Annotated in this window: 25 protein-coding genes and 1 tRNA gene; 3 read left to right on the forward strand and 23 right to left on the reverse strand. The window is 67.6% G+C overall.

Annotated elements, in window-relative coordinates:
• Positions 1–2 precede the first annotated feature (2 nt).
• The 4 genes from ABUA37_RS12585 to ABUA37_RS12600 all read right to left on the reverse strand — a co-directional run bounded on the left by ABUA37_RS12585 (position 3) and on the right by ABUA37_RS12600 (position 4,129).
• Positions 3–788 carry a TrmH family RNA methyltransferase gene (locus tag ABUA37_RS12585; RefSeq protein ID WP_349899553.1) on the reverse strand — a complete coding sequence of 262 codons (786 nt, stop codon included), beginning with the start codon at positions 786–788 and terminating at the stop codon, positions 3–5.
• A gap of 190 nt (positions 789–978) precedes the next feature.
• The gene (locus tag ABUA37_RS12590; protein WP_349899554.1) at positions 979–1,779 is read right to left on the reverse strand and encodes a carbon-nitrogen hydrolase family protein; all 801 of its coding nucleotides are present in this window, start codon (positions 1,777–1,779) and stop codon (positions 979–981) included.
• Between the two features lie 71 nt (positions 1,780–1,850).
• Positions 1,851–3,218, reverse strand: coding sequence for an APC family permease (locus tag ABUA37_RS12595; RefSeq protein WP_349899555.1), 1,368 nt, complete (start codon positions 3,216–3,218; stop codon positions 1,851–1,853).
• Positions 3,215–4,129, reverse strand: a complete 915-nt coding sequence (locus ABUA37_RS12600) for a carbon-nitrogen hydrolase family protein (RefSeq protein ID WP_349899556.1) — start codon at positions 4,127–4,129, stop codon at positions 3,215–3,217. The genes ABUA37_RS12595 and ABUA37_RS12600 overlap by 4 nt, the downstream gene beginning before the upstream one ends.
• 93 nt (positions 4,130–4,222) lie before the next feature.
• Here ABUA37_RS12600 and ABUA37_RS12605 point away from each other — a divergent pair, with 93 nt between their 5' ends.
• Positions 4,223–4,984 (forward strand): FadR/GntR family transcriptional regulator, encoded by a 762-nt coding sequence (locus ABUA37_RS12605; protein WP_349899557.1) that lies wholly within the window; start codon positions 4,223–4,225, stop codon positions 4,982–4,984.
• 39 nt (positions 4,985–5,023) lie between these two features.
• Here the strand turns inward: ABUA37_RS12605 and ABUA37_RS12610 are convergent, their stop codons facing one another.
• The 9 genes from ABUA37_RS12610 to ABUA37_RS12650 form a co-directional block, all read right to left on the reverse strand.
• A complete protein-coding gene (locus ABUA37_RS12610) occupies positions 5,024–5,620 on the reverse strand; it encodes an isochorismatase family protein (RefSeq protein ID WP_349899558.1) in 597 nt (198 codons plus the stop codon).
• A 26-nt stretch (positions 5,621–5,646) separates the two neighbouring features.
• Positions 5,647–7,395 (reverse strand): D-alanyl-D-alanine carboxypeptidase/D-alanyl-D-alanine-endopeptidase, encoded by a 1,749-nt coding sequence (locus ABUA37_RS12615; RefSeq protein WP_349899559.1) that lies wholly within the window; start codon positions 7,393–7,395, stop codon positions 5,647–5,649.
• Between the two features lie 72 nt (positions 7,396–7,467).
• Complete coding sequence (locus ABUA37_RS12620; RefSeq protein WP_349899560.1) at positions 7,468–8,451, reverse strand: Gfo/Idh/MocA family protein; 984 nt, start codon at positions 8,449–8,451, stop codon at positions 7,468–7,470.
• Positions 8,452–8,559: 108 nt separating this feature from the next.
• Positions 8,560–9,432 carry a hypothetical protein gene (locus tag ABUA37_RS12625; RefSeq protein ID WP_349899561.1) on the reverse strand — a complete coding sequence of 291 codons (873 nt, stop codon included), beginning with the start codon at positions 9,430–9,432 and terminating at the stop codon, positions 8,560–8,562.
• A gap of 243 nt (positions 9,433–9,675) precedes the next feature.
• Positions 9,676–11,352 carry a hypothetical protein gene (locus tag ABUA37_RS12630; protein WP_349899562.1) on the reverse strand — a complete coding sequence of 559 codons (1,677 nt, stop codon included), beginning with the start codon at positions 11,350–11,352 and terminating at the stop codon, positions 9,676–9,678.
• A 5-nt stretch (positions 11,353–11,357) separates the two neighbouring features.
• Positions 11,358–12,341: an amino acid--[acyl-carrier-protein] ligase gene (locus ABUA37_RS12635; protein WP_349899563.1), complete on the reverse strand. Its 984-nt coding sequence runs from the start codon at positions 12,339–12,341 to the stop codon at positions 11,358–11,360.
• Positions 12,342–12,349: 8 nt separating this feature from the next.
• Positions 12,350–13,513, reverse strand: coding sequence for an acyl-CoA dehydrogenase family protein (locus ABUA37_RS12640; protein WP_349899564.1), 1,164 nt, complete (start codon positions 13,511–13,513; stop codon positions 12,350–12,352).
• 4 nt (positions 13,514–13,517) lie between these two features.
• Positions 13,518–14,171 (reverse strand): acyl carrier protein, encoded by a 654-nt coding sequence (locus ABUA37_RS12645; protein ID WP_349899565.1) that lies wholly within the window; start codon positions 14,169–14,171, stop codon positions 13,518–13,520.
• 187 nt (positions 14,172–14,358) lie between these two features.
• Positions 14,359–15,384, reverse strand: a complete 1,026-nt coding sequence (locus tag ABUA37_RS12650; protein ID WP_349899566.1) for an aldo/keto reductase — start codon at positions 15,382–15,384, stop codon at positions 14,359–14,361.
• A 163-nt stretch (positions 15,385–15,547) separates the two neighbouring features.
• Here ABUA37_RS12650 and ABUA37_RS12655 point away from each other — a divergent pair, with 163 nt between their 5' ends.
• Entirely contained in the window at positions 15,548–16,141 is a 594-nt protein-coding gene (locus ABUA37_RS12655; protein ID WP_349899567.1) for a TetR/AcrR family transcriptional regulator, read from the forward strand.
• A gap of 40 nt (positions 16,142–16,181) precedes the next feature.
• Here the strand turns inward: ABUA37_RS12655 and ABUA37_RS12660 are convergent.
• Positions 16,182–16,254 (reverse strand) — tRNA-Thr (locus tag ABUA37_RS12660).
• A gap of 172 nt (positions 16,255–16,426) precedes the next feature.
• Here ABUA37_RS12660 and ABUA37_RS12665 point away from each other — a divergent pair.
• Entirely contained in the window at positions 16,427–16,642 is a 216-nt protein-coding gene (locus ABUA37_RS12665; protein WP_349899568.1) for a helix-turn-helix domain-containing protein, read from the forward strand.
• A 25-nt stretch (positions 16,643–16,667) separates the two neighbouring features.
• Here the strand turns inward: ABUA37_RS12665 and ABUA37_RS12670 are convergent, their stop codons facing one another.
• The 9 genes from ABUA37_RS12670 to ABUA37_RS12710 all read right to left on the reverse strand — a co-directional run bounded on the left by ABUA37_RS12670 (position 16,668) and on the right by ABUA37_RS12710 (position 26,232).
• Positions 16,668–18,212, reverse strand: coding sequence for an alpha/beta hydrolase (locus ABUA37_RS12670; RefSeq protein ID WP_349899569.1), 1,545 nt, complete (start codon positions 18,210–18,212; stop codon positions 16,668–16,670).
• Positions 18,209–19,414: a DNA polymerase III subunit delta' gene (locus ABUA37_RS12675; protein WP_349899570.1), complete on the reverse strand. Its 1,206-nt coding sequence runs from the start codon at positions 19,412–19,414 to the stop codon at positions 18,209–18,211. Before ABUA37_RS12675 ends, ABUA37_RS12670 begins: the two co-directional genes overlap by 4 nt.
• A gap of 45 nt (positions 19,415–19,459) precedes the next feature.
• Positions 19,460–20,098, reverse strand: coding sequence for a dTMP kinase (tmk, locus tag ABUA37_RS12680; protein WP_349899571.1), 639 nt, complete (start codon positions 20,096–20,098; stop codon positions 19,460–19,462).
• Between the two features lie 5 nt (positions 20,099–20,103).
• Positions 20,104–22,923, reverse strand: coding sequence for a type I DNA topoisomerase (gene topA, locus ABUA37_RS12685; protein ID WP_349899572.1), 2,820 nt, complete (start codon positions 22,921–22,923; stop codon positions 20,104–20,106).
• A 218-nt stretch (positions 22,924–23,141) separates the two neighbouring features.
• A complete protein-coding gene (locus tag ABUA37_RS12690) occupies positions 23,142–23,534 on the reverse strand; it encodes an Rv3654c family TadE-like protein (RefSeq protein ID WP_349899573.1) in 393 nt (130 codons plus the stop codon).
• An 8-nt stretch (positions 23,535–23,542) separates the two neighbouring features.
• Positions 23,543–23,875 carry a TadE family type IV pilus minor pilin gene (locus tag ABUA37_RS12695; protein WP_349899574.1) on the reverse strand — a complete coding sequence of 111 codons (333 nt, stop codon included), beginning with the start codon at positions 23,873–23,875 and terminating at the stop codon, positions 23,543–23,545.
• A 31-nt stretch (positions 23,876–23,906) separates the two neighbouring features.
• The gene (locus tag ABUA37_RS12700; protein ID WP_349899575.1) at positions 23,907–24,092 is read right to left on the reverse strand and encodes a DUF4244 domain-containing protein; all 186 of its coding nucleotides are present in this window, start codon (positions 24,090–24,092) and stop codon (positions 23,907–23,909) included.
• 120 nt (positions 24,093–24,212) lie between these two features.
• Positions 24,213–25,190, reverse strand: coding sequence for a type II secretion system F family protein (locus ABUA37_RS12705; protein WP_349899576.1), 978 nt, complete (start codon positions 25,188–25,190; stop codon positions 24,213–24,215).
• Complete coding sequence (locus ABUA37_RS12710; protein ID WP_349899577.1) at positions 25,183–26,232, reverse strand: TadA family conjugal transfer-associated ATPase; 1,050 nt, start codon at positions 26,230–26,232, stop codon at positions 25,183–25,185. Before ABUA37_RS12710 ends, ABUA37_RS12705 begins: the two co-directional genes overlap by 8 nt.
• Between the last annotated feature and the right edge of the window lie 181 nt (positions 26,233–26,413).

Genomic DNA, 26,413 nt, shown 5'->3' on the forward strand with positions numbered 1-26,413 from the left:
GGCTAGGCGAGGGCCCACATGGCGACGGCCGCGGTCGCCGCGACGTTGAGCGAGTCGATGCCGTGCGCCATCGGGATGCGCACCACGGTGTCGGCGGCGGCGAGCGCCTCGGGAGTGAGTCCCTCGCCCTCTGCGCCCAGCACGAGCGCGACCCTGGGCGGCGCGGTCGCCGCGAACTCTCGCAGGCCGACCGCGGCATCCGTGAGCGCCAGGGCCGCGATGTGAAAACCGGATGTCGTCAGCAGGTCCCGGGTCGACGGCCAGTCCCCCACGCGCGTCCACGGCACCTGCAGGACGGTGCCCATGCTCACTCGAATGGCGCGGCGGTAGAACGGGTCTGAGCAGCGCGGCGTCACGAGCACGGCATCCGCACCGATGGCCGCGACCGAGCGGAAGATCGCGCCGACGTTGGTGGGATCGGCGACGTTCTCGAGGATGACGACGCGTCGCGCAGACGCCAACAACGACTCGGGACTCGGCAGCGCCGGACGATCCATCGACGCGATCAGGCCGCGATGCAGGATGTAGCCGGTCAGCTCAGCCAGCAACTCGCCCGGCCCGGAGAACACCGGCACGTCCGGGCCGACGAGGGCGACAGCCTCATCGACGGTGCCGCCCAGCGCGAGCACCGAACGCGGCGTGTGCCCCGCGTGCAACGCCCGTTCCAGCACGAGCGCGGACTCGGCGATGTAGATGCCGCCACCGGTCTTCTTGAGCGCTACATCGGTGCGGTGAGCGAAGTCGACCAGGCGCGGGTCGTCCAGGGTGTCGATCTCGATCACGGGCATCCGCACCTCTCTTCGTCGCGGAATCGGGCAGACCCCACGCTATCCGAGTCCCGCCCGCGCATAACTCAGGCAGAACGCCCGCACGCCGTCGACGATCGCCGTGAACACGGCGTCAGGAAGCGGATGCGCAGCATCCTGCCTGAGTTATGCCGGGGCGAGGAACGGAACAGCCGCGAACCGGAGGAACGGGCTACGGTCGCCCGCGACGGATGGAGTAGCGCCGGTTCTCCAGCGCGGGGTCCCGCTCTCGCGCCGCACCCACGTCAGCGCGATCAAGATCGAAGGTGCGCACGCCGACCTCCAGGCCCAACTCCCCGCGGATGCCGCCAGCGGGGTCCACGAGCAGGCTGCGTCCGATCGACACGGGTGGCACCTGCGAGACGGCACCGACGAAGCAGGAGTTCTCGATCGCTCGAGCCTGCGCGAGCACGCGCCAGTGCTCCGCCTTACCCTCACCCGGAACCCACGACGAACAGGCCAGCATCACCTCCGCTCCCGCGTCCGCCAGTTCACGGGCCAGTTCGGGGAAGCGCAGGTCGTAGCAGGTCATCAGCCCGACGGTCGTCGAACCGACGACGAACGTTATCGGCTCGAGCGATGGCGATGGTGTGATCGACTCCGACTCACGAAAGCCGTAGGAATCGAAGAGGTGGATCTTGCGGTAGCGGCCGAGCAGCGACCCCGAGGAATCCAGGGCAACCAGCGTGTTGAACGGTCGACGGCCGTCGGGATTCGCCTCGACCACCCCGGCCACGATCGCGACACCGAACGAGGAGGCGAGATCAGCCAACGCCGTGACGAATGGGCCGTCGAGCGGCTCGGACGCCGGTCCGAAGCTCGCATCCACGACCTTCTTCTCGTACATCGAGTACTCGGGAAAGGCCACGAGCTCGGCGCCATCGTGCGCCGCGCGGCGCGCCAGTCGCTCGATCGTTGCGAGATTCCGGGCCTTGTCGGTGCCAGAGTCCAGTTGCGCGAGGCCGAGTCTCATGCGCGCTCAGCCGCCCTTCGAACGTCTCGATGGCCACGGATGCCGCCATCCGTGGCCATCATAGGCCCGCCCTAGCGCACCAGCGACTTCGTGATCTCTTCGTCATCCGCCTCGACGTAGTCGATCTCCGGCGGCTGCCGCCGGAAGCCCCGGGTGACGATGCCGAGCACGACCACGCCCACCGCGAGCCAGATGAGGCCGAGGGTGAGCGCGTGCACGTCGAGCTGCGTCATCAGGTAGAGAGTGACGATTCCGCCGATGATCGGCATGACCAGATAGAGCACCACGTTGTGGTGCCGCCCCTCGCGACGCTGGCGGAAGTAGTAGAAGATCACCGACACGTTCACCATCGTGAAGGCCACGAAGGCCCCGAAGTTGATGAACGATGTCGAGGTCGCCACGTCGAGGAACATCGCGATCAGCCCGACAACGCCGATGATCACGATGCTGATGACGGGCGAACGGAACCGCTTGCTGATCTCGCCGAAGATCCTGCGCGGCAGCACTCCGTCGCGGCCCATAGCAAACAGGAGCCGAGATGCGGATGCCTGCGCCGCGAGCCCCGAGGAGAACTGTGCGATCACAAGACCCGCGAGGAAGATCGCGCCGAACACGTTGCCGCCGATGTGCAGCGCGATGTCGAGCGCGGCCGAGTTCACATCCTTGAACTCGCCACCCGGGTGCACGAGCTGCGTCGTGTACGACACGAGGATGAAGATCGCCCCACCGATGATGGCGATCATGAGGATGGCGCGCGGCATCGTCTTTCGCGGGTTCACGGTCTCCTCGGTGAACGTGGTCACCGCGTCGAAGCCGAGGAACGAGTACGCGGCGATGGCGGCACCGGCCGAGATGCCCGCGAAGCTCGCGCCGGGCCCGGTGAAGGGCGACGCATTGAACAGTCCGCCCGCACCGTCGTTGGACACGACCGAGCCGATGGACAGCGCGACGAACAGCGCGATCACGAGCACCTGGAAGGCCATGAGGAGGTAGTTCGCCCGGTCGGCAACCTTGATGCCGAGGATGTTGAGCACCGTCGTGATCGCAATGAAGCCGACGATCCACACCCAGTTCGGCACCGCGGGGAACTGCGCGTTGAGGTAGGCCGCCCCGATCAGCCAGATCACCATGGGCAGGAACAGGTAGTCGAGCAGCACCGCCCAGCCCACCAGGAACCCGATGCGCGAGTCGACCGTACGCCGCACGTAGGTGTAGGCGGAGCCGGCGACCGGGTAGGCCGCGGCCATCCGCCCGTAGCTCGACGCGGTGAAGATCATCGCGACGAGCGCGATCAGATAGGCGGATGCGCTCGCGCCGGCGGTCGCCTGGGCCACGACGCCGAAGATGCCGAGCACGATGAGCGGGGTGAGGTAGGCGAGCCCGAAGAGCACGAGCGACCGGAGGCCGAGCGTGCGAACGAGCGTGGGGGAATCGGTCATTTCGAGGTGTCCTGTCCGGTGCTTGTGTTGGGTTGGTGTGAGGTGCTGGGGTTCCAGCGCGCCGGTTCGATGCGGCCGCCGTAGAGCGGCAGCTCGAGCGCTGCGTCGGTGGGGAGGAACTGGTCCCACATCCGGTTGAGGCCGGCTGTGCCGTGCTCGTGGATGTGGCTGACCGCATCCAGGTCGATGGTTTCGACGATCACGCTCGCGTGGTCATCGGCGACCTCGCGCAGCACGGCGCCGTCCGGTGCGACGATCAGGCTCTGCCCCTTGCCGACCGGGCCAGCGCAGTTGACGCTCACGGTGAAGGTCTGGTTGACGATGGAGTTCGCCCTGGCGAGCACGAGCTCCTGAGCCCTGTCTGGCGTCGTGGTCTTGACGATGTTGAGCACGGCCTCCGCGCCCATCCAGCCGAGGTGCCGGCTGACCTCGGGAAACCAGGAGTCGTAGCAGATCGAGAGCCCGAAGCGGCCGACGCCCTCGATGTCGAACACGACGAAGCGGTCGCCCGGATCGTACGGCTCGTAGGGCCGCCAGGGAAAGATCTTGCGGTAGCTGGCGACGAGGTCGCCCTGGGGCGAGAAGACCAGGGCGGTGTTGAACAGCTCGCCGCCTGGACCGAGTTCGCACACGCTACCGGGGACGAGCCACACACCCGCGTTTCTCGCTATCGCTCCAAGCCCGGCAACGAGCGGGCCGTCGAGCGGTGCAGCGGAGCGACGGAGAAGATCGTTGCGCCTGTCGGGCGCCTCCTCCTCCGAGCCAAAGAGGTGGAGTTCGGGGTAGACCACGAGGGTGGCGCCTCCGCTGCCTTCCAGTACCCGATCAAGATCGGCAGCGAAGGCGTCGAGTGGCGCCCCGATCGGCAGCGGCTGGGCCTGCACTGCGGCGATACGAATGTTTCGCGGCATTTCCGCTCCTTCTGAGGACGGCTGTGTCCACGACGAATAAAATAGATCATATTGATCGCATTTGTCCAGAGTGGAACGAATAGTCTTGGGTCCATGGCGACAGCGGCGGATGAATCAGGCGATTTCCCGGTGCTGCCCGCGCTGGTTGATCCAGCCGTCGCAGGCATCACCCGGCTCAGCGCGACGGAGACGGTGCGGGCGCGGATAGCCCTCGCCATCCAGTTCGGCCTCCTCGTTCCGACCGAGCAGCTGCCCTCGGACGCCGACGTCGCCGAAGCGCTCGGAGTGAGCGAGATCACGGCGCGGCGGGCGCTCAAGAGCCTCGCCGACGACGGCGTGCTGGATCGCCGTCGCGGACGCAGCGGCGGAACCTTCGTGGCCGAGCACAGCGCCCCGGAACGCGTGGATGCGGTCACCGCCTATCGCGCCGACACCCAGACGGTGCACTCCCTCATCGACCACCGCGTGCTGCTCGAATGCGCCCTCACTCACCATGCGGCCCTCGCGGTGACGGACGAACAACTCGACGAGCTGGACGGCTACGTCGAACAGGCATCCCGCGCGCAGAGCTGGACCGAGTACCACGCCGCGGACGAGAAGCTGCACCTCGCCGTCGCGAGGGCGAGCGGCCTCAACTGGGCAATGCCCCGGTACGGCGAGGTGCTCTACGAGCTGTATCGCTACTTCCTCCCCTACCCGATGTCGTACCTGCACGACGTCAACCGCGAGCACGCGCAGCTTGTCGCCGCGCTTCGACGCCACGATCCGGTGGATGCCGTGGCCATCATCGAAGCGCACGTCTCGACCCTGCACCGCAGCATGTTCGTGGGGCTCGAGGAGCGCGCGGAGAGCTGACCGGTTCGGCCGCCGAGCCCGTCGAAGCGTCCGACGAGCTCAGGGAGCAAGTGGCGCGGTACTCGGCTCCACGACGGCGCCCTCCGCGGCGAGGTCGCGCAGGGCCGCGGCGCTCGACTCCGGGGCAACGCCCGCGACGAGATCCTCGAGCACGCGAACGGAGCGACCGGCGGCGAGCGCGTCACGCGCCGAGGCGAGCACACAGTAGTCGGTCGCGATTCCGGCGACGTCGATGTCGGTGATGCCGAGCTCATCCAGGGTGCGCAGCACGCTGTGCCCGTTCTGCGTCACGCCCTCGAAGATCGAATAGGCGGGCTTGCCCTGCCCCTTCTGCACGTGCACGTCGACATCCGAGAGGTCGAGCGCGGGGTGATATTCCGCGCCCACGGTGCCGGCCACGCAGTGAACCGGCCAGGTGCTCACGAAGTCCGGGGCGGCATCCGTCGCGAAGTGACCGCCGTTGTCGCTGTCGGCGTCGTGCCAGTCGCGCGAGGCGAAGACATGCTCGTAGCGCTCGGGATGCTGCACGAGCAGCGTCGTGATGCCCGCGGCCACCCGCGACCCGCCTTCGACTCCGAGCGCGCCTCCCTCGGTGAAGTCGTTCTGCACATCGATGATGAACAACGCACGCGTCATGTGTTCTCCCGCCTGGGTGGCCGTGGTCAGTTATTGGACAGGTTATCGCCGCACTTGAATGCGCCGGTGGTGACCGTGTCGATGGCGGCCATCGCGCTGCTGCGCACGTTGCCGAGCGCGTAGAAGGCGAAGGCGAGCGACGTTCCGTCGGCCGCGTGCACGATGCCGCCGAGCGTGTAGACGTTGGCGATGCTGCCGGTCTTGGCGTTCACCGCTCCCCTGGCCACGGCGTTCGCGCCGGTGAACCGGCCAGCCAGGGTTCCCGTCTTGCCGGAGACGGGCAGCGAGTCGTAGATGATGTTGAGGTTGTCCGCGCCCGCGAGCACCTTGGCCATGAGCTGGGCCACGACGAGCGGCGGAACACCATCGTTCTTGCTCTCGCCGGATCCGTCCTTGATCGCGAGATTCGGGGCGACGACGCCGTAGCTCGCGAGAGCGCTCGTGACGACGCCGGTGAGCGAGGCGGCCGAGCCATCCTTGCCCGCGACCTTCGAGGAAACGCGCGCGAGCATCTCGGCGAGCGTGTTATCTGACACGGGAAGCATCTTGGCGATGAGTGATCTCACCGGCTGCGATTTCACCTCGCCGAGCTGCGGATTCGTCGTGATCGCCGAGCCGAGCGTCAGCTTCGCGTCCGGCACGCCGAGCGCCGCGGCGAAGGCCTTGCCCGCGGCCATCACCGGATCGGTGCTGCGCGGGCTGTCTTGGGCGCGCGGGTTGGCGCGGTCGCCGTCGACCATGAGCGGCACGATCCTCGGCTGGTAACCGTGGGTTCGCTCGGTCTCCGGCCAGCTGGGATCCCAGGCGTCGCCGTTGTTCCACATCGTCGCGTCGAGGATGATGTCGGTGATCGGCTTGTCGTACGCGCCCTTCACCTGCGCTGCGAGGTCGCTCAACTGCGGCGGGTCGGGATAGACGCTTCCGCCACCCGCGCTCAGCGTGGGGTCACCCCCGCCGACGAGCACGACGGTTCCGTCTTCGCTGCCCGCGTAGACCTTGGTCGACAACCGGTAGTCGGGCCCAAGCACCTTAAGCGCGGTGGCGGCGATGAGCGTCTTCATCACGCTCGCGGTGGGTGCAGGTGTACCCGCCGAACGATCGAACAGCACCTCACCGGTCGAGGCGTTCAGCACACTGCCCTCGAAGGTACCGAGTCGCGGATCGGCGGCGAGTGCCCCGATGGAACAGGTGCGCAGCCTCGTCGCCGCGGTCGTCGCGGACGGCACGGGCCGCGGTGGCTCCACGGTCGGGGTCGGACTCGGGGACGCGAGGACGGCCGCGACCGGCGTCGGGCCGAATGTCGACCCGGCGAACACCGCACCGGCGCCGAGCAGAACGAAGGCCACGCCGAGCGCCGAGAATAACCAGACATTCGGATGCTTCGCGATGAGCGCGCCGATTCCGCCGCCGGCCGACGCCGCGCCGGCCTTCGATGCCGTCGGCGTCGCTGCGGCGGTGCCATCCGCGTCATCGCCGACCGCGGTAGCGGCGAAGGCGACCGTCGCGGCGCCGGTGGGGTCTGCGCTCAGGAGGGCCTCGTCGCCCACGCGCGACTCCGCCCCGATCAGGGCGTCCATGTTCATGGCGACGGTCGGTGCCGGTTCCTGCGGAGCGGCTGGCGTCGCATCCACTGCACCGTCAACACCTGCGGCCTCGCGGGCCTCACGTCGAGTGAGTGGCTGGGTCGCGTCCTGCGCGCCGGAAGCCGCCGAATCCGGCGATGCTCCATTCATGGACGCGTCGTCGGGCGATCGGGGCTCGTGCGGCTCACTCACCCCGTCATGATACCGGGCGCAGCAGCGAGCCGAGCGGGCCTGAGCAGTCGCACCGACCCCTGCTTGCGGGCGCTACTCGCCCGGATAGACGAGCTCGATCTGCCTGCGCACCTCGTCGAGGGTCTCCATGATCCGCACGCTCTCGATCGCCGGGAGCATCTCCCCCTCGAGCAGGCGCTCGTTCACGAGGCGCTCAAGCTCCCAAGCCTGATACTGCATCCCGCGATTCTGCACGGGCTGGTCGAATCGCTCGATCGCCGCGCCGCTGGCGTCGTAGACCGTGAAGGGCGTCGGCGTGTACCAGACGGACTCGATCTCGATGCGGCCCTTCGTCCCGATGATCGCGGCGCGGTTGGGGCCCAGGGTGTCGAGCGCGGTGTGCAGCACGGCCTGTTGTCCATCCGCATAGCCGAGGATGATCGCGGTCTGCCTGTCCACGCCGGTCGCGGTTCTCGAGGCGTGGGCCAGGATGCTCGCGGGAACGCCGAACACGTCGTGGGCGAACGAGACCGGATAGATGCCGAGGTCGAGCAGCGCACCTCCGCCGAGTTCTGGCGCGTTGATGCGGTGGGCCGGATCGGTGGGCAGGTTCTGATCGTGATCCGCGATGAGGGTGCGAACTTCGCCGATGGTGCCCGCGGCGATGATCTCGCGGATGCGCAGCATGTGCGGCAGGAACCTCGTCCACATTGCCTCGAGCACCACGAGGTGCTTCTCCGCGGCGAGGTCCACGAGCGCCTTGGCGTCTGCCGCCGTCATCGTGAACGGCTTCTCGACGAGCACGTGCTTGCCTGCGTCCAGCGCGAGCCTGGCGTTCGCCGCGTGCATCGGATGCGGTGTGGAGACGTAGATCGCGTCGACGTTGGGATCGGCCACCAGAGCTTCATAGCTCGGGTGTGCGGTGGGGATACCGAACTCAGCGGCGAAGGCATCCGCAGACGCCTGCGTTCTCGAGCCCACCGCGACCACGACGAACCCGTTGCCGAGCAGGTCGGTCGTCTGCTGGTGCGCGATCCAGCCGGTGCCCAGGATTCCCCAGCGAATCTTCTCTGCCACGATGCGTCTCCCTGCCGCGGGACGACCCTCGCCCGCACTGCGGACGGCCGCGAGCGCGACGATCCTCAGTGCGAATCTAACAGGCGACGCCTGCGATCCGAATCCGTGCTAGCAGCCGATCCAGCGAGCCGCGGCCCTGGTGAAACCGGCCGAATCGCCGTTGCCACCGTGGGTCATCGCGAAGGCGATGCAGACGTTTGCCGTGGTCCCCGTGAAGGTCGGACGATAGAGCGAAGCGCGGTGAGCCAGCGAATCCCACCACTTCTGGGCAACGGTGGCACCCGTGTTGCCCGAGCCGCCGGCCAGGTTGCCATCACAGCCCACGCTCGGAGTCGTATCCGAGTAGTAGAGGCCGGTGCTCGGGTCGGGGTTGATGCTGTGCACACCCGCGTGGCCCCACGTGTTGCCCGGGTCCGCGCTCGGGTCGTTCGCCATCCACTGCAGTCGCGTCTGCATGCAGGTGTCATAGCGGAAATGGCTCATCGGCACCGGCTGCAGGCAGTTGGCGACCCGGATGGCGTTGTAGGCAGCGGCAAAGCTCGCGAGGTCCGCGTTGCCGTTCACGGCGCCGCCGACGTTGGCGGGGCATCCGCCACCGGATGCCGCGTAGGCAGCGCGACGCTGGGCAGCCGTACCGCCGCCGCTCTTGCCGTTCGGAGCGGGCGGTACGACGATGACGGGCTTCGGCACCGGCTTCTGTGCCAGGTGTTCAGTGTCAACAGTTGTGACAACCGGTGCCGAAGCCGCGGCCCTGATCGCGGCATCGTTCTGAGCGATCGACGCCGGCGCGCCGTTCGTGTACGAGGCGATGGATGCCATCGCGGACTCCGCGGATGCGGGAGAGGCGAACGCGGGAAGGGTCGCGTCGCCCGCGTATGCGGCCACCGTGTTCCCCAGAGCGGGCCCGCTGCCGCCGACGAATGGAAGCACCAGAGTCAGCACCGCTGTGACAATCGTCGTCAGTAATGCGAAGCGCTTCATTACAGTTCCCCCGAACCCCCAAGCCTCAGACGTGTACCCCGATAATCACGCGCCCTGTGGCCATTACTGTCAGTAACAGTATGCGGGCGATACCGACGGCGCAAGCTGATGCGGCGCCTGTGGGCCACTACCTCCCTCGTTTTGGGGGTGTTTCGCTCACGAGAATCACCCTCAACCTTGGCATTCCTCGAGTTTTGTACCCCGAAAGACCGTAGTCGCGCCATGGCACCGGTGCGGTCCGAACTATGAGGCGGAGTTGAAGAATCGCGCCGACATTGCGAGGGCCTCCTCGATCGCGCGAGCGCGAATTCCCGGGCTGAACAGGGCATGATCACCCGTCGGATGTTCGATCACGGTCAGGCGCCCGAGCGTCCGATTGAGGCGTCGAGCCGCCGTCTCACCGCGATGCGCTTTAAAGATGTCGGTGTCCCGGGGACTCAGCAATATCGTCACGTCGGTGCCCGCAGCGAGTGCGCCACGAAGGCTGGGCTCAACGAACTGCACTAGCCCGCGCGTGGCAAGGGCGAGCATGATCCGATACGGTGCCCTGCGCTTGGCGACCGCAATCGCCCGCTCCCTGAGAGCGTGCCATTTAGTGGGGGCCACGGGGGCAGCCTTCGAGGTGGGTGGCAATGGGCGAACGCGATAGTCGCTGACCGAGGAGGCGGCAACGAACGCTACGCGATCCGATGCCGCAGCGAGTCCCACCCACGACCCGACACACATTCCGGCGACGCCGATCTTTTCTCGCGGCATCGCCAGATCGGCGATGATGTCCGCACCATCCTCGAGCCACTCCTTGGCAAAAAGCATCTTCGGCTCTTCGCTGTGCACCTCACCGGTCTCGCCGGTCCCCCGCCTGTCGACGCGCAGGGCGCGAAAGCCGAGGACCGCCAGCCGCCGCGCCAGATCCACCTGATGCCGCGTGGCACCCGTGCGATGCTCGGCCGAACCGTTGTGCAGGATCACCACGGGGAGGTCGTCGGCACCGCCTGCGGGCCGGGTCTCGATCCCGAAGAGATCATTCGGGCCGATTCGGCGAAGGCGCTCCTCGACGGCAGACCCTTCGTAGCTGAAGTACACGAGGTCTACAGGAACCGGCAGCGGAACCGGAAGTGGCCTGCGGTCCGTGGCGAATCGCGAGTTGAGCCATCCGGTAACCACGTTCACGCTTGCCGCAGGAATCCAGGAATCCACACTCGACACGTCGAGGCTCTCCTCGTGTTCGGTCACCTCCAGCACATCGCAGCGTTCCTGAACCGGCCGCAGCGACGGGGGGACAACGCCGCCCTTCCCTGCGCGCACGGCAACGAGGGTGGGCACCCGCGAGGCGACGCCCGCGTCGTAGCTGAGCGCCTCGATACCCTCCGCGAACCATTGCGGCATCTCGGCGCCGGCGATCTCGACCACACCGTCCGGGGCCTCCTCGGCCAGGGAGCCGAGCGCGAGAGAGTAGATGGAGCGCTGCCGCCGCATCCACTGTCGACCGGATGAAACGGGATCCCAGAGCACGAGTCCGGCCGGGGCAGGGTCTCCCGCTGCCGCGAGAGATGCCACCAGAGCGCCGCTACCGAGCCCGAGATAGACGATGGAATCGCAGCCGCTGCTGCGCAGTGCGCCCGCCGCCAGCTCCGCTCCCTGCCCGAACGCATCCATCGAGAGCGGTGCGGTCGAGTCACCGAAGCCCGGGTAATCGAAACGGATGACCGGAATCCCCGATTCCGCGATTCGGTCGGCGAGGTAGCGAAGTGTCCGATAGGCGACCGTGTAGTCGTAACCGATGGGCGGGCAGACGACAACGCCGACCGACGCCGCGTCGTGCGGAAGGTGCAGCGTTGCGAGGATCGCGCCGTCGTCGAGCCAGGTGTCAACAGTCGTCACCGAGACGGACGGCGTCGACTGGGCGGCTGAAGTCGGCACAGACACTATTTACTACGCGGGTCGAGTCTGAGTTCGGATCTGACCGCGTCGGGCCACGTCGCCAGGTCGGTACCGTGAGTGCGCAGCAAGGCAAGCACTATGCGTTCGAGTCCCCATCCCAGGCAGGAGCTGTGTGCGACGGACCCGTCGGACGTCTGGATGCTGAAGGCGGCTCCGAAGTGGTCACCGTGCTGGTTGCCCGAGGCAACCGCCGTGCCCTCGTCCAAATCACCGTAGATCTTCACCACGACTTCGAGCTTCGCCTCATCGGCAAGCTGGTTGCGGGCAAGGAAGCGGCCGGTTCGCCCAAAAAAGGGGTCGTTCGCAGGGACCAACTCGGCATCGAGCCCGAGCGCGCGAAGTCCTTCGAGCTGGCGCTGGCACATCTCGTCGCGGAACGCCTTTGCCGCCGCCTCCTCTCCGACGAAGACGAACTCCTGCTGGCGGAACACCTGCAGGCGCATCGGGTCGTGAGAGGGTTCGTGCCTGAAGCAGAAGCCCAGAAGGTCGAAGACGCTACCGGCCGCCGGCACCGTGCCGCGGAGCCGCTCATAGAGCGGGTGGCAGACGGCCGGCACCAGGGCGGTCTCAGCCGGGCTGAGCCAGGAGTCCCAGGTCTTCCCCTCCGCACGAGCGGCAACGAGGCCCTTGTGCTCTGCGTCTGAACCGAAGAACCCGTTGATCGTTCCGCTGAGGTGCGGGAACGACACGATGTAATCCGTTCGCTCGTACTCGGGCCGCGCGATGACCGGGGCAAAGCGCAATCGGCTGGCGTTCTGGTCGGAATAGAGACTCACCACATGCGCGGCGACCGCGTCGACCAGGTCCTCGAAGAGACCCGAGCGGCCATAGAGGCCGGGTAGGCCCGCGTCGACGAGCATGCCAGACGCCAGGATCTCGGCACGGAACTCCCTGCGAGCGATCTCGAGTGCGCCGCCGGCATCGGCAGCGTCGCCCGCCTCCGCGGGGATGGTGTGAGCATCGGTCATGAGGGCCCTTACTTTCGTTGCGACAGCGACAACTGCGCGTTGTTCGCCAGAATGCGGTCGTTGTTAACCATCACCGCCGTGCCGTAGGCGTCGCGGAGCAGCCGGCCGAGACTGACGTCGGAATCCTGACGATAACCGGCGATGCCCTCGACGAGCATTGCCTTCGAGACGATGTCGATGACGGACTCCGAGGCAGTGATTTTGAGCGAGTTGAAGGCGATCGCAGACGGAATGGAGCTCAGCGCACGCGGGTCATCCTTGCGGTCCTCGAAGGTGCGGAGGGCGTCGGCCACAACCGAGTCGAACGCAGATACGGCGCCCAGCAGTTCCGCGAGTCGTGTTGCGGCAGGGGGGAGCGTGCCGATGGTCTTGCGCGCGGCGCGCTGCGTGGCGACCGTCGCGCGACGGGCAGCAGCGTGAGCGATACCGAGCCAGACGGCAGCCCAGAGGGAGTGCGAAACCGGCAGCATCGTCTGCGCCGAGATGGTGGCGTAGTCGACGGGGAGAATGTGATCCGTGGTCACCGAGGCCCGGAGGTCAAAGCCGGGCGAACACGTCCCTCTGAAGCCGAGGGTGTCCCACTGGCTGATCTGCTTCACGGTGGTGTCGGGGGCCGGGCAGATCACCAGAACCTGGTCAGACGGTGCGGCATCGGCTGCGCGGCGAGCGGTCGCAAGCACAAAGTCGGCGTGGGCCCCATAGGAGATGACAGGCGCCGTCTTCGACAGCATGACCCGACCGTCCTGATCAAACTCGACGGCGCAGCCGCTCGTGCGTGTGTCGCCACCGATGTTGATCTCGGTCGTCGCGGAGGCAAAGAGCGTGCCGTCCGTGACGAGCTGCTCCAGAATCCCGCGCACCGTGTGGGAATCGCCACCGTGTCGGATCAGGCACTGAACCTGGATCTGGTGCATCACGAAAATCATCGCGCTGGAAGAACACGCCTCGGCAAGGATGCTCGCCACGCCGCCCAATTCGGCGACGGAGACACCCTCGCCACCGAGCGCCTCTGGCACCGCGGCTGCGAGAAGACCGGTCTCGCGCAATGCGGCGAGTGCCTCATGGGGAAAGCGCGCCTTCGCATCCACGTCGTCGGCATGCTCGCCCGCGATCCGCGCGACGCGGTCAGCGCGCTCGTTGAGCGAACCGCTGCCGCTGGGAGCGTCTGTCACCGCCTCACTCACCGTTGTTCGCCGACCCTGCGTCGACAAGGCTGCGAACGGCGGCCTCGATGGAGACCACCGAGCTAAAGGTGTCCCGACTGAGTAGGTCGTCCGAGAATTCGACCCCCAGTTCGTCCTCAATCGCGAGCATGACATTGACGGTGGCGTGCGACGTCAGTCCCGCGGCATAGAGGTCATCGGTGTCGCCGAGGTCGCTGATGGGGGTGATCAGGTGGCCGTATGCACCGATCGCCTCGCGAATCGTGTTCTTCATAGTTCTGCGGTCCTTTCGGGTGACCAGTGTGAGTGCGGTGGCCATCACGCGATCGGCGTCATGACTGAGCGAGATGGAAATCTTCCCGATACCCTGACGCGCCGCTGCCTCTCGGGCGAGGCCATGGACCCTGACCAGGGGCGCCCCAGTCGGAGCGATAGCGATCTCGATATCGCGGTAGGGCAGAGCGGCCGACGACGGCAGTCGCAAGACTTTTGCAACCGCCTCCTTACCCGCAAAACGCGCGGCGAGCCGCTGCGGATTGAGGTTGCTCTGCCGGAGCTCGATCGGGGTGAACAAGCGGTTCAGGTAGCGCTCTCCGAATGTTCGGACCGACTCTTCAAGATCTGACACAGTGAACAGGTCAGTTCCGATTCGGGCATGCGAAAGCATGATGTTGTTCCCCTCGGGTTAGGGATGAGAGGCCCACGGTTCGGGTCGTATGGCCGAATTTAATGGTAGTCCGAGAGATGCACATCTTCTACGGGGTAGAACCCCCATTCTGAGGGCCAGCGGGCCGCCCGGACCGGATCTGGAAGGGAACCAGACCGATCCCGGCATGCCAACCGACCGCGAGGGCTCACGAGGCGGAACGCTGCGCCGCCGGTCGACGTCGCATGGTGGGCTCGGCGACCTCCGGCCCGCGATAGACCATGTCCATGGCGCCGATACTCTCCCCGGGTGGCACGAGCGCGTCGATCCGGTCGAGCACCTCGTCCGAGAGGGAGACGTCGACTCCCGCGAGCGTATCTTCGAGCTGCTCCATCGTCCGTGGCCCAGCGATGGCGGAGGTCACGCCTGGGTGCGCAATCACGAAGGCCATCGCGAGGTGGGTCAGTTTCACGCCGACCTCATCCGACAGCGCAATGAGTTGCTCCACCGCGGCGAGGCGGCGCTCATCGCGGAAGTGGCTCATGCCGGTTCTGGTGGAGCGGAAATTGTCGTTCTCGCCGGCCGCACGATACCTGCCCGTGAGGGTGCCTCCGGCGAGCGGGCTGTAGACCAGAGTGCCCATGCCGTAGCGCTGTGCCACGGGGAGGATCTCCCGCTCAATCTCGCGGTCGAGGATTGAATAGTTCGGCTGCTCGGTGCGGAACCTTTCGAAGCCGCGTCGTTCCGACATCCACTGGGCTTCGACGATCTCGGAACCGCGCATGGAGGAGGTTCCGATCGCGCGCACCTTGCCCTGGCGCACAAGATCGGTGAGCGCGGACAGCGTCTCGTCGATGTCAGTCTCCGGGTCGGGTCGGTGCAGCTGGTACAGGTCGATGTGGTCGGTCTGCAGATTGCGGAGCGAGCGCTCGACCGCCTGCATGATCCAGCGACGAGAGGCGCCGCGGTGGTTCACGTCGTCGTCGACCGGGCCCCAGAACTTGGTGGCGAGCACGACCTCGTCGCGACGACCCTTGATCGCCTCGCCGACGACCTCCTCCGAGTCGCCGTAGCGGTCCGCCGTGTCGATGAAGTTGATGCCGGCATCGAGCGCGCGGTGGATGATCGCGATGCCATCACTCCGCTCCGGATTGCCCATGGCTCCCAGCATCATCGCGCCGAGTGCGAACGGGGTCACCTTCATTCCGGTGCGGCCCAGTGTGCGGTACTGCATGGTGTGCTCCTCGCGTTTGTAGTGGAATCGGACAGCTCGGGACCTACGATGGGTAGAACCGGAACGTCGCTCCGTGTACTCTTGTGATAAGCGGAACATTGTTTCGCTTATCGCCACTCTATACGGAACACTGTTCCGGATACAACAGGAGATCTTTCAGCGCATGTCCACGAGCACCGAGAACACGACGGATGCCGCACCGCGCCGCCTTCGCGCCGACGCGCGCCAGAACGTCGACGCGCTGATCGAGGCCGCGAAGGCGACGTTCGCCGAGTCGGGAGTGGATGCGCCCGTGCGCGCGATTGCGGAGCGAGCGGGGGTCGGCGTAGGCACGCTGTACCGACACTTTCCGCTGCGTTCAGACCTCATCTCGGCCGTGTTCCGGCGCGAGATGGACGCCTGCGTCGATGCCGCTCCCCCACTCGAAGCCGAGTATCCGCCCGGCGAGGCGCTCGACCGGTGGATCATGCGCTACACCCAGTTCGTCGCCGCCAAGCGCGGCCTCGCGGCCGCGCTGCACTCCGGGGACTCCGCTTACGAGCCACTCGCCGAGTACTTCTCCACGCGTCTCGCGCCCACGCTCGATCGACTTCTCGGCGCGGCACGAGCGTCTGGCGACATCGTCGAGCGGGTCGACGCCGCGGAGTTCCTCGGCGCCGTCGCGAATCTCTGCCACGGCGCCGGACCCGGCGCATCCGAGGACTCGGGACGTGCGGAGCGGATGGTGCGGCTGCTGCTCGCGGGGCTGCGCGCCTAGGCGGCGCGGCGCGGGCCGGCAGCCAGAACCAGCGTTGGGGAGCCGCCTGTCAGAATCGAACTGACGACCTTCTCATTACGAGTGAGATGCTCTACCGACTGAGCTAAGGCGGCGTGTGCCCGTTGCCGAGCGCACAGCAAGAAAGCTTAGCCGATGACGGCGGGTATACCGTCACCGATCGGCCGGCCGCCCCATGCCGGTCGGGACGCTCACGCGCGACGCACCCGATGGTGACTTGACAACCACGGGTTGACACTGACAACCCAGGGTTGACACACTGTACGCATGAATGAGATCACCCCGTCGCAACGCCAAACCTTCGACCGACTCATCGACATCCGCAGCAAGGCCATCGAGCACGCCCGGCTCGCCCGAGAACTCTCGGTCCAGCGGCGTGCCATGATTGACGAACTCCTCGCGCAAGGCTTCTCGCAGGCCGATATTGCGCGTGAACTCGGAGTGAGCCGCCAGGCCATTCAGAAGATGATGGCGGCCCACTGACGCCAGACCGGCCCCGACGCCGCAATCAGCAGTGCGGGTCGGATGTGGGCACCTTGCCGTGCAGGAGGAAGTCGTCGACCGTGTTGTTCACGCAGGCGTTCGACTTGTTGTACGCGGTGTGGCCCTCGCCCTCGTACGTGACGAGCTGCGCGTTGGCGAGCTCCTTCGACACGTTGACCGCCCACTGGTACGGCGTCGCAGGGTCGTTGGTGGTGCCGACGACGAGGATCGGTGCCGAGTCCTTGGCGGCAATCGGGCCGCGCTCGCGCGTGGACGGGATCGGCCACTGGCTGCAGGTGTCGCCGTACGCCATCTGCGGGCCGAACACGGGAGCGAGCTTGGCCAGCTGCTGCGCCTGGCTGCGCAGGGTGGCCTGGCTGCCATCCGTCTTGTAGTCCAGGCAGTTGATGGCGATGAACGCCTCGGTCTGGTTGTCGGCGTAGCTGCCGTTCGGCTTGCGATCGTTGTAACTGTCAGCGAGCTGGAACGCGAAGTCGGCCTCGCCGTTCATCACATCGGTGAACAGCTCTGTGAGCGCGCTCCAGTTGCTGCGGCTATAGAGCGGCAGGATGATCGCGTTGAACATGGTGGAGCTACCGAGCTGTCGGCCGTCCTTGGCCCGCAGTGGGCTGGCATTCAGACTGTCGAGCAGCGCGCGCACCTCGCCCATGGCGCTGTTCACGGCCTTGGTGCCGCTGCCGGAGAATGGGCAATCCTTGCCGGTGAGGCAGTCAGCGATGTACGCCCGCAGTGCGTTCTCGAAACCCTGGGCCTGCACAGAGGTGACGTCGAAGTCGGTCGTTGCCGGGTCGACGACACCGTCGAAGACGAGTCGGCCGGTCTTTTTCGGGTACAGCTCCGCGTAGGTGGAGCCGAGCAGCGTGCCGTACGAGTACCCGAGGTAGTTGAGTTTCTTGTCGCCGAGGATGGCGCGCAGCAGGTCCAGGTCGCGTGCCGCACTCACGGTGTCAACGAAGCCCAGGAGCTTGCCGGTGTGCTCGAGGCAGGCCTCGCCGAACTTCTTCGAGGCCGCGTTCTGGGCGGCGAGCCACGCATCCGAACCGATCTTGCCTGGCGTGATGTCGTAGAGAAAGGCATCCATGTCGCTCGGGTTCGGGTAGCACTTGACGGCGGACGACCTGTTGACGCCGCGCGGATCGAAGCCGACCACGTCGTACTGCGACTTGAGCTTCGCGTCGACGGCGTAGTCGAGGCTGTCGGCAATGAACGAGTACCCGGATGCGCCGGGGCCGCCGGGGTTCACGAGCAGCGAGCCGAGGCGGTCACCCGATGCCACGTGGCGGATCAGCGCGAGCTTGATCGAGCCGTCGGCGGGGTGCTTCCAGTCGAGCGGGGCCGTGGCCTGGGTGCACTGAAACGCGCCCTTCTCGCAACTCGACCACTTGAGTACCTGGCTGTAGAAGGGCGTGAGCTCGGCCGCGACCTTCTCCTTGACCGGACTTGACGTCGCCGGCGCCTGCTTCGGCAGGAAGGCCGTGACGCAGCCGGTGAGCGGAAGCACGACGGCGAGCGCCGCGGCGACGAGCACCACTCTCAGGCGCGACTTCATCTGGTTCCGTTCGGTGCTGCGTCGCGACGGGCCTTCGCCGTGCCCGCGTTCACGACCGAGATGAGCATGGCCTCGAGAGCGAGCGCGGGCGCGACGTTGCCGTCGATGCGGCGGCGAGCCGTGGCAATCGCATCCATCGTGGCCAGCGTGGCCGCGGGCACGGTTGCGTCCGCTGCGGCGAGCAGCCGCGAGTGGATGCTGAGGTTGATCGGTTCGAGCGGCGACCCCAACTGCAGCAGCAGCACATCCCGATACAGCGAGAGCAGGTCGACGAGGATGCGGTCGATGCCGTCGCGCAGGCTCCTGGTTGCCCGGCGCTTCTGGTCTTCCTCGAGCGACTTGAGTTGGCTGCGCAGCGCGGGCGGAATCGTGCCGCCTGGCGCGATGCCGAGCGAGCGGAGGGTGGCCTCGCGCTCCTCAGCGTCGCGCTCCTCGGTGATCGCCTTGGCGTCGGCGCCGGCGAGTTCGAGCAGGGTCGCGGCGGCGATCACGGCGTCAGAGACCGAGCGGATGTCGAGGGCCGTCTCGAGCGTCTTCTGGCGTCGATCGCGCGCCTCGGCATTGGTGGCCAAGCGGTGCGCCATTCCGATGTGGCTCTGGGCCTCGCGCGCGGCGCGGATCGCCGTCGGCAGGTCTACCCCGTCGCGGCGGGAGATGAGTTCGGCCACCTCCTCGACGGCGGGAACCCGCAGCCGCACCGTGCGCACGCGCGAGCGGATCGTGGGGATGAGGTCGGCCTCGCTCGGTGCGCAGAGGATCCACACGGTGCGCGGCGGCGGCTCCTCGAGTGCCTTGAGCAGCACGTTGGACGCGCGCTCCTGCATGCGGTCGGCGTCTTCGATGACCATGACGCGATAGCGGCCCAGCGACGGGGAGAACTGTGAGCTCGAGACGATCTTGCGCACGTCATCCATCTTGATGATCACGCCTTCGGTGCTAAGCACGGCGAGATCCGGATGTGTGCGGGCGGCCACCTGACGCGCGGTCGCCTCGTCACCCTCCGGCCCGGCGGGGCTGAGCAGCGCGGTCGCGAAGGCGTAGGCCAGATTCGAGCGGCCGGAGCCGGGTGGCCCCGTGATGAGCCAGGAGTGGGTCATGGCCGACTCGCTGATCGCGGCGTCGCCGAGGGACGAGTCGGCTGCGGCGGCCTTGAACACCGCGATGGCGTCGGCCTGGCCGGTCAATTCATCCCACACGGTCACATGGGCAAGCATAAAGGTCGCGACTGACCGTGGGCCGCGCGCGCGTCAGCGGGCGAGGAGGGGTTCCACCCGGGCACGGATGGCGGCGGCGATCGACTCGACGGAGTCCGTGGCGGCGAGCACGAGGAAGCGCTGCGGTTCCGCGGCCGCGAGCTTGAGGTAGCTGGCACGCACCCGCGCGTGGAAGTCGCGCTTTTCGGCCTCGAGCCGGTCGTACCTGGTGCGCGCCTGATCGAGTCTGGCGCGCCCGACCTCCTCGTCGAGATCGAGCAGGATCGTCACATCCGGCAGCAGACCCTCGACCGCCCACAGCGACAGGTCGCGCACCTCCGTGCCGTCGAGCACGCGGCCCGCCCCCTGGTAGGCCACGGAGGAGTCGAGATACCGATCCTGGATGACGACCTCGCCGCGTTCCAGCGCCGGTCGTACCTTGGTCGCGATGTGATGTGCGCGGTCCGCGGCGTAGAGCAGCGCCTCCGCTCGCGGGGCGATGTCTCCGCGCCGGTGCAGCACGATCTCGCGCAGCTCGTTGCCGAGGTCGGTGCCGCCCGGCTCGCGCGTGCGCACCACGGTGTGTCCGACATCCGTCAGCCACGCCTCGAGCAGCCCGGCCTGGGTGGACTTGCCCGAACCGTCGCCGCCCTCGAGGGTGATGAACAGGCCCGGATGCGCTGCGCCGCTCATGCGTTCTAGGCCGCGGGCTTCTTGGGCGCGGCCTTCTTGGCTGCCGGCTTCTTCGTTGCCGTCTTCTTAGCGGCTGGCTTCTTAGCGGCAGGCTTCTTCTTGGGAGCGGCCTTGGCCTTCGGCTTCGCCGGTCCCTTCGCGCGCTTGTCTGCGAGCAGCTGCACGGCACGATCGAAGTCGATCTCCTCCACCGTCTCGCCGCGCGGAATCGTCGCGTTGGTCACGCCATCCGTCACGTAGGCGCCGAAGCGGCCGTCCTTGATGCGAATCGGCTTGCCGCTCTCGGGGTCGGCCTCGAACTCCTTGAGAGCGCTCGAGGCGCGGCGAGCGCCGTACTTCGGCTGCGAGAACAGCTCGAGCGCACCGGCGAGATCGATCTCGAAGATCTGGTCTTCCTCGGTGAGCGAGCGGGTGTCCGTTCCCTTCTTGAGGTACGGCCCGTACTTGCCGTTCTGCGAGGTGATCTCTTCGCCCGACTCCGGGTCCTGGCCGACCACGCGCGGCAGGTTGAGCAGCCGCAGTGCCGTGTCGATGTCGACAGTGGCGAGGTCCATGGACTTGAAGATGGATGCCGTGCGCTGCTTGGGTGCGGCCGCTTTCTTGGCGGGCTTCTTGTTCGCCGCCGGCGCATCCGTCACCTCGCCGGTTGCGGTGTCGACGGCAACAGGTTCCTCGGCCGACGCCTCCGGCTCGGGGTCGACTTCGGTGACGTAGGGCCCGAAGCGGCCGTCTTTCGCGACGACGTTCTTGCCGTTTTCGGGGTTGACGCCGATCACCCGATCGACGACCACGGGAGCGTCGACGAGCTGCTGCGCCCGCTCGGCGGTCAGCTCGTCGGGTGCGAGGTCCTGCGGGATGTTCACGCGGCGCGGGGTAGCGCCCTCGACGACGGGCGCCGCGGGATCCACGACCTCGAGGTAGGGGCCGTACTTGCCGATGCGCAGTGTGATCTCGTCGCTCAGCTTGATCGAGTTGATCTCTCGCGCGTCGATCTCGCCGAGGTTGTCGATGACGGTGCGCAGGCCGCGGTGACCCTCGTAACCGAAGTAGAAGCCCTTGAGCCACTCGACCCGGTTGGCGTCTCCCCCGGCGATGCGGTCGAGGTCGTTCTCCATCTCGGCGGTGAAGTCGTATTCCACGAGGTCGCCGAAGTACTCCTCGAGCAGTCGCACGACGGAGAAGGCGATCCAGTTCGGCACGAGCGCCTGGCCGCGCGGCGTGACGTAGCCGCGGTCGACGATGGTGGAGATGATCGCCGCGTAGGTCGAGGGCCGGCCGATGCCGAGTTCCTCGAGCTTCTTCACCAGGCTCGCCTCGGTGTAGCGCGGCGGGGCGCTGGTCTCGTGGCCCTTGGCGTCGATTTCCGCAACCGTGAGCGTCTGGCCCTCGGTCAGCGGCGGCAGCTTCGCCTCGGTGGGCTCGGCGCTCTCGTTGCGCTCTTCGTCCTGCCCCTCCTCGTAGGCCTGCAGGAAGCCGCGGAACGTGATGACCGTTCCGCTGGCGGCGAGTTCGACCTTCCGCCCGTCAGCGAGCGGGCCGGCGGCGATGGTGACGGATGCCGTGGAGCCCTTCGCATCCGCCATCTGCGAGGCGATGGTGCGCTTCCAGATCAGGTCGTAGAGCTTCCAGTCGTTGCCGCGCAGCACACCCTCGAGCTGCGACGGCGTGCGGAAGGTGTCTCCCGCGGGCCGGATTGCCTCGTGCGCCTCCTGCGCGTTCTTGCTCTTGCTGGCGTAGGTGCGAGGCTTCTCGGGCACGGTCTCGGCGCCGTAGAGGGAACTCGCCTGCGACCGAGCGGCGGTGATCGCCTGCTTCGAGAGGTTGAGCGAGTCGGTACGCATGTAAGTGATGTAGCCGTTTTCGTACAGCCCCTGCGCGACGCTCATCGTCTGGCGAGCGGAGAAGCGCAGCTTGCGCGCCGCCTCCTGCTGCAGCGTGGAGGTGCTGAACGGCGCCGCCGGGCGACGCGTGTAGGGCTTCGATTCCACCGAACTGACGGTGATCGATACGGCAGGGTCGCGCAGTCCCTCGCTGAGGGCGTTGGCCGCCTGCTCGTCGAGAGCAATCGCATCCGGCTTGCCCGATGCTGCTGGCTTGAGCTTGCCGTGGTCATCAAAGTCGCGACCGGTCGCAACCCGCACGCCGTCGACGCGGGCGAGCCGAGCGTCGAACTTCGCCGAGTCGGATGCCGCCAGCAGCGCAGACAGGTCCCAGTAGCTGGCGGCGGTGAATGCCAGTCGCTCGCGCTCGCGGTCGACGACGAGGCGCGTCGCCGCGGACTGCACTCGCCCGGCCGAGAGGCCAGGTCCGACCTTGCGCCAGAGCACGGGTGAGATCTCGTAGCCGTAGAGGCGGTCGAGGATGCGACGGGTCTCCTGCGCGTCAACGAGCGCCGTGTCGAGGTCGCGCGGCGACTCCTGCGCCCGCTGGATCGCCTCCTTGGTGATCTCGTGGAACACCATGCGCTTCACGGGAACCTTCGGCTTCAGCTCCTGCAGCAGGTGCCACGCGATGGCCTCGCCCTCGCGGTCCTCATCAGTTGCGAGGTAGAGCTCGTCGGCGCCCTTGAGCGCTCGCTTCAGCTCGGCGACGGTCTTCTTCTTCTGGTCGGAGACGACGTAGTAGGGCTCGAAGCCGTTCTCGACGTCGACCGAGAATTTGCCGAGAGAGCCCTTCTTGAGCTCCGGCGGGAGGTTCTTGGGTTCGATCAGGTCACGAATGTGGCCGACGGAGGCGAGCACCTCGTAGCCGTCCCCCAGGTACTGGGCTATCGTCTTCGCCTTGGCCGGCGACTCGACTATGACCAGCTTCTTCGTGCCTGGCACCTGACTCCTCGTGTCTTTCGTGATGATGATTCATGGCATAGCAAAACTTTGTTCAGCGTATGTTCGCCGCCCACCCGTCCCGCGCTACCGGGTGTGTCGGGATGATGCACCGACAGGCACACCATACACACAGAATCGGCATGCACCCCTAATTGTGTATCGCGGCGGACCCCCGGCGCTCGACGCCGGAACGGTGCCGTGCTCCCCTTTAACCCGTGTCACGCGGCGTCGCGGGGCCCTGCGGTCGCCGTCGCCGGCACCTCGAAGCCGAGAGCGAACACGCTCACCCGCACGGTCACGATGGCGCCGTCGGGCGCGCAGCGCTGCAGCATCGCGCCGTTGGCCGCCGAGACGGATGCCGCTGCCGCACACGGAGCGCCCGGCACGATTCCGAGGGCGACGCTCGATGCGGCCAGCGCTGCCGCATCTGCCGCCGACGCCGCGCGCTGCTTCGCCGACAGCACCACATATAGAGGTACGGACATGACGAGGAGCGCGAGCATGGCGGCCACGATGGCGACGGCGAGGATGGAGCCCGAACCGTGGTCGCTGCCGCGCGCCGTACGCCGCGCCATGGGCCCGAGCGCGGGCCACGGCACGCGACTGACCATGGCGCTGCTCATTCGCCGGCCGCGAGCGCACAACTCGAGGCGGTCACCGCGATCGCGGCGAAGGGCCCAGCCGGTCCCCGCGAGCGCAGGCGCACGCACGTCATGCCGCCGCGGTCGATCCTCGTGAGGGTGGCTCCCGCGACGAGCTGAGCCGCGCGCGCGGCTGCGACGGCCGCGCTATCGCCGCGGGCGATGCTTCGAGCGGCCGCGGCGGCGGCATCCTGCAATCGCAATTGCGTGCCTGCGAGCTGCACCGCGCCGAGGCAGCAGGCGAGCACGAGCAGCACCGCGGGTATGACGGTGGCGAACTCCGCGGTCACGCTGCCGCGATCGCCGCTCATCCTCCGCTCATCCCGCGGGCGCGGCCCGCGCTCACCCCGCGAAGCTGAGGGCATGCTGCACCAGGTTGGTCAGCGTCTGCCGCACGGCATCCGACCGCAGGATGACGACGAGCAGGCCCGCGAATCCGACGGCCGCAAGAATTGTGATGGCATACTCCGCGGTCGCCGCGCCGCGATCGTCTCTGAGCTTCTGCGCCCAGCGCCTGCTGTGGATCATGGTGTTCCTCTCTCTCGTGAGCCCCCAGTCTCGCCAGCGTCGAGCACGCAGAATCGCGCGCAGCAACATCGGTGGAATCACGGTCGAGGCGCCCCGCTGTGGACGAGATGATCGCCAGGTTCAGACCAGCCCGACCGTCGACGTGATGATCGAGATGATGAGCGGTGCGACGCCGAGAAGCATGAACGCGGGGAGGATGCAGAGACCGAGCGGCAGCATGAGCGTCACCGCGAGCGTTGCGGCCGCGCGCTGGCCCTCGCTGCGCACCCTGCGACGCACCTCCTCCGCCTCGCTGCGCAGCAATTCTGCTGCGGGAACACCGGCCCGCCGTGACAGCGACAGCACGCTCTCGATGACCGCGGTCTCGTCATCGGCGGAGGCCAGCCCACAGCTCTCTCGCGCAACCTTGACGGCCGCGGACGCACGCACGAGCGAAGCGCCACCGGAGACGGCGATGGCCATCAGGTCGAGGCCGAGACCGGGCGTGAGGATGCTGGGCTGCGCTCGCGCCACGAGCCGCCGGTTCCAGAGACGCGCACCCACCATGAGCACGACGCCGAGCACGAGGCAGGCCCACCCCGGCACGGTCGTGAAGAGCGTGCCGAGAGTATCGAAGCCGAGCGCGAGACCGAACAGCACACCGATGATGGGCAGCACCATCACCATCCGCGCGGTTGCCACGGGGCCTGCCAGCGCGACCGAGAGATCGCGCTGGGTCTGTGCGAGGTCGCGGAGCGATCCGGCGAACTGGCGCAGCGACGGTGCGAGGGATGCTCCCGCCTCGGTGGCGACCTGCCAGGCCGCCGCGAGCCCGCGCCACGCCTGCACGCCCGGGGCCTCCCCCGGTAATGCGCGAGTGCTGCTCGGCGACGCGAGTTGCGACTCGTCACCAATGAAGGCCACGAGCGACTCGGCAATGGGGACGCCACGAGAGGCGTCGTCCGCCACCGCATGCAGGATGCCGTCGGACGCATCCTCGGCAAGGTAGCCCCACGCCGCGCCGGGTGCGACGCCCGCCGCCAGCAGCACGGCCAGGCGCTGCACCAGAGAGGCGACGCGCTCGAGCCCCGACGCGGTGCCGGCGTGGCGATCAGGCATCCGACTCGACCATGCGCAAGCGGTCTCGGTCATCGAGTGCGAAGCGGCCCACCCGCGCGATCCTGCGCACCCCATCGACTCGCTCGAGGTGGAGCACGGCTCCGATCGCACTCACGGTCTGCCGCGCGATCGCGGTGGGCCCGAGCTCGGCGAGGGCACCGAGCGCCTCGATGCGTGCGGGCACATCGCCGAGGGAGTTCGCGTGCAGGGTGCCCGCGCCGCCATCGTGTCCGGTATTGAGCGCGGCGAGCAGCTCTCGAATCTCCGCACCGCGACATTCACCGAGCACGAGCCGGTCTGGGCGCATCCGCAGGGCCTCACGCACGAGTCGCTCCAGCCCGAGCCGGCCGGCTCCCTCGAGATTGGCCTGCCGCGACTCCAGCGAGATGAAGTGCGGATGCACCACCCGCAACTCGGCGACGTCTTCAATGGCGACGATCCGTTCCCTCGGGTCGGCCACCCCCAGGAGCGCGCCGAGAAGCGTCGTCTTGCCACTCCCGCTCGCGCCCGAGATCAAGAGGTTCTGGCGCGTGGACACGAGTTCGCGCACGCGCTCGAGCGGTACTGCGGAGAAGAAACCGGCGGCCCCAAGCTCGTCAAGGCTCAGCCGGTGGGTGGACGGCAACCGGATGGAAAGCAGGGTTCCCGTCGTCGAGATCGGCGGGAGCACGACGTGCACTCGGATGCCGTCGTGCAAGCGCACGTCGACGCAGGGCGTGGCCTCGTCGATGTGTCGGCCGCCGAGCGCGATCAGGCGTACGGCAAGCGAGCGCAGCCCCTCCTCGTCCAGTTCGGTCGGTGGGCGCCGCTCGAGCCCGCGGCCGCGATCGACCCAGAGCTCATTGGGCCCATTGGCAAAGACGTCGGTGACGCCGGGCTCCGCGACGAGCGCGGAGAGCTGGGCGAAGTCAGACAGGCCCGCGCGCGAAATCGGCTCCCGCCGCCAGCCCGGTGAGACTGTCGGAGGACCCGGATGCTGCGCCCGTGTGGAGCCCGGCGCGCGGGCGACGAAGCGCTCCTGGGGTGGTTCGAAGGACGACACTCGGCGAGGCTAACCCGGCGGCGGAAGCCGAACGAGGACCGCGGTCGACGCCGGGGACGGGACGGAAGGCGACGCTCCTGTGGAGGAGCGGCTCGGCATCCGGGCGGAGGGCTGACGCGGGCACGGCGGCCCGCTATTGCCAGCGAACGGTCAGCGAAAACTACCGCTTAAAGAGAGAGGG

Origin of the sequence: Parafrigoribacterium soli (genome assembly GCF_040227235.1) — a bacterium.
Taxonomy (GTDB): domain Bacteria; phylum Actinomycetota; class Actinomycetes; order Actinomycetales; family Microbacteriaceae; genus Parafrigoribacterium_A; species Parafrigoribacterium_A soli.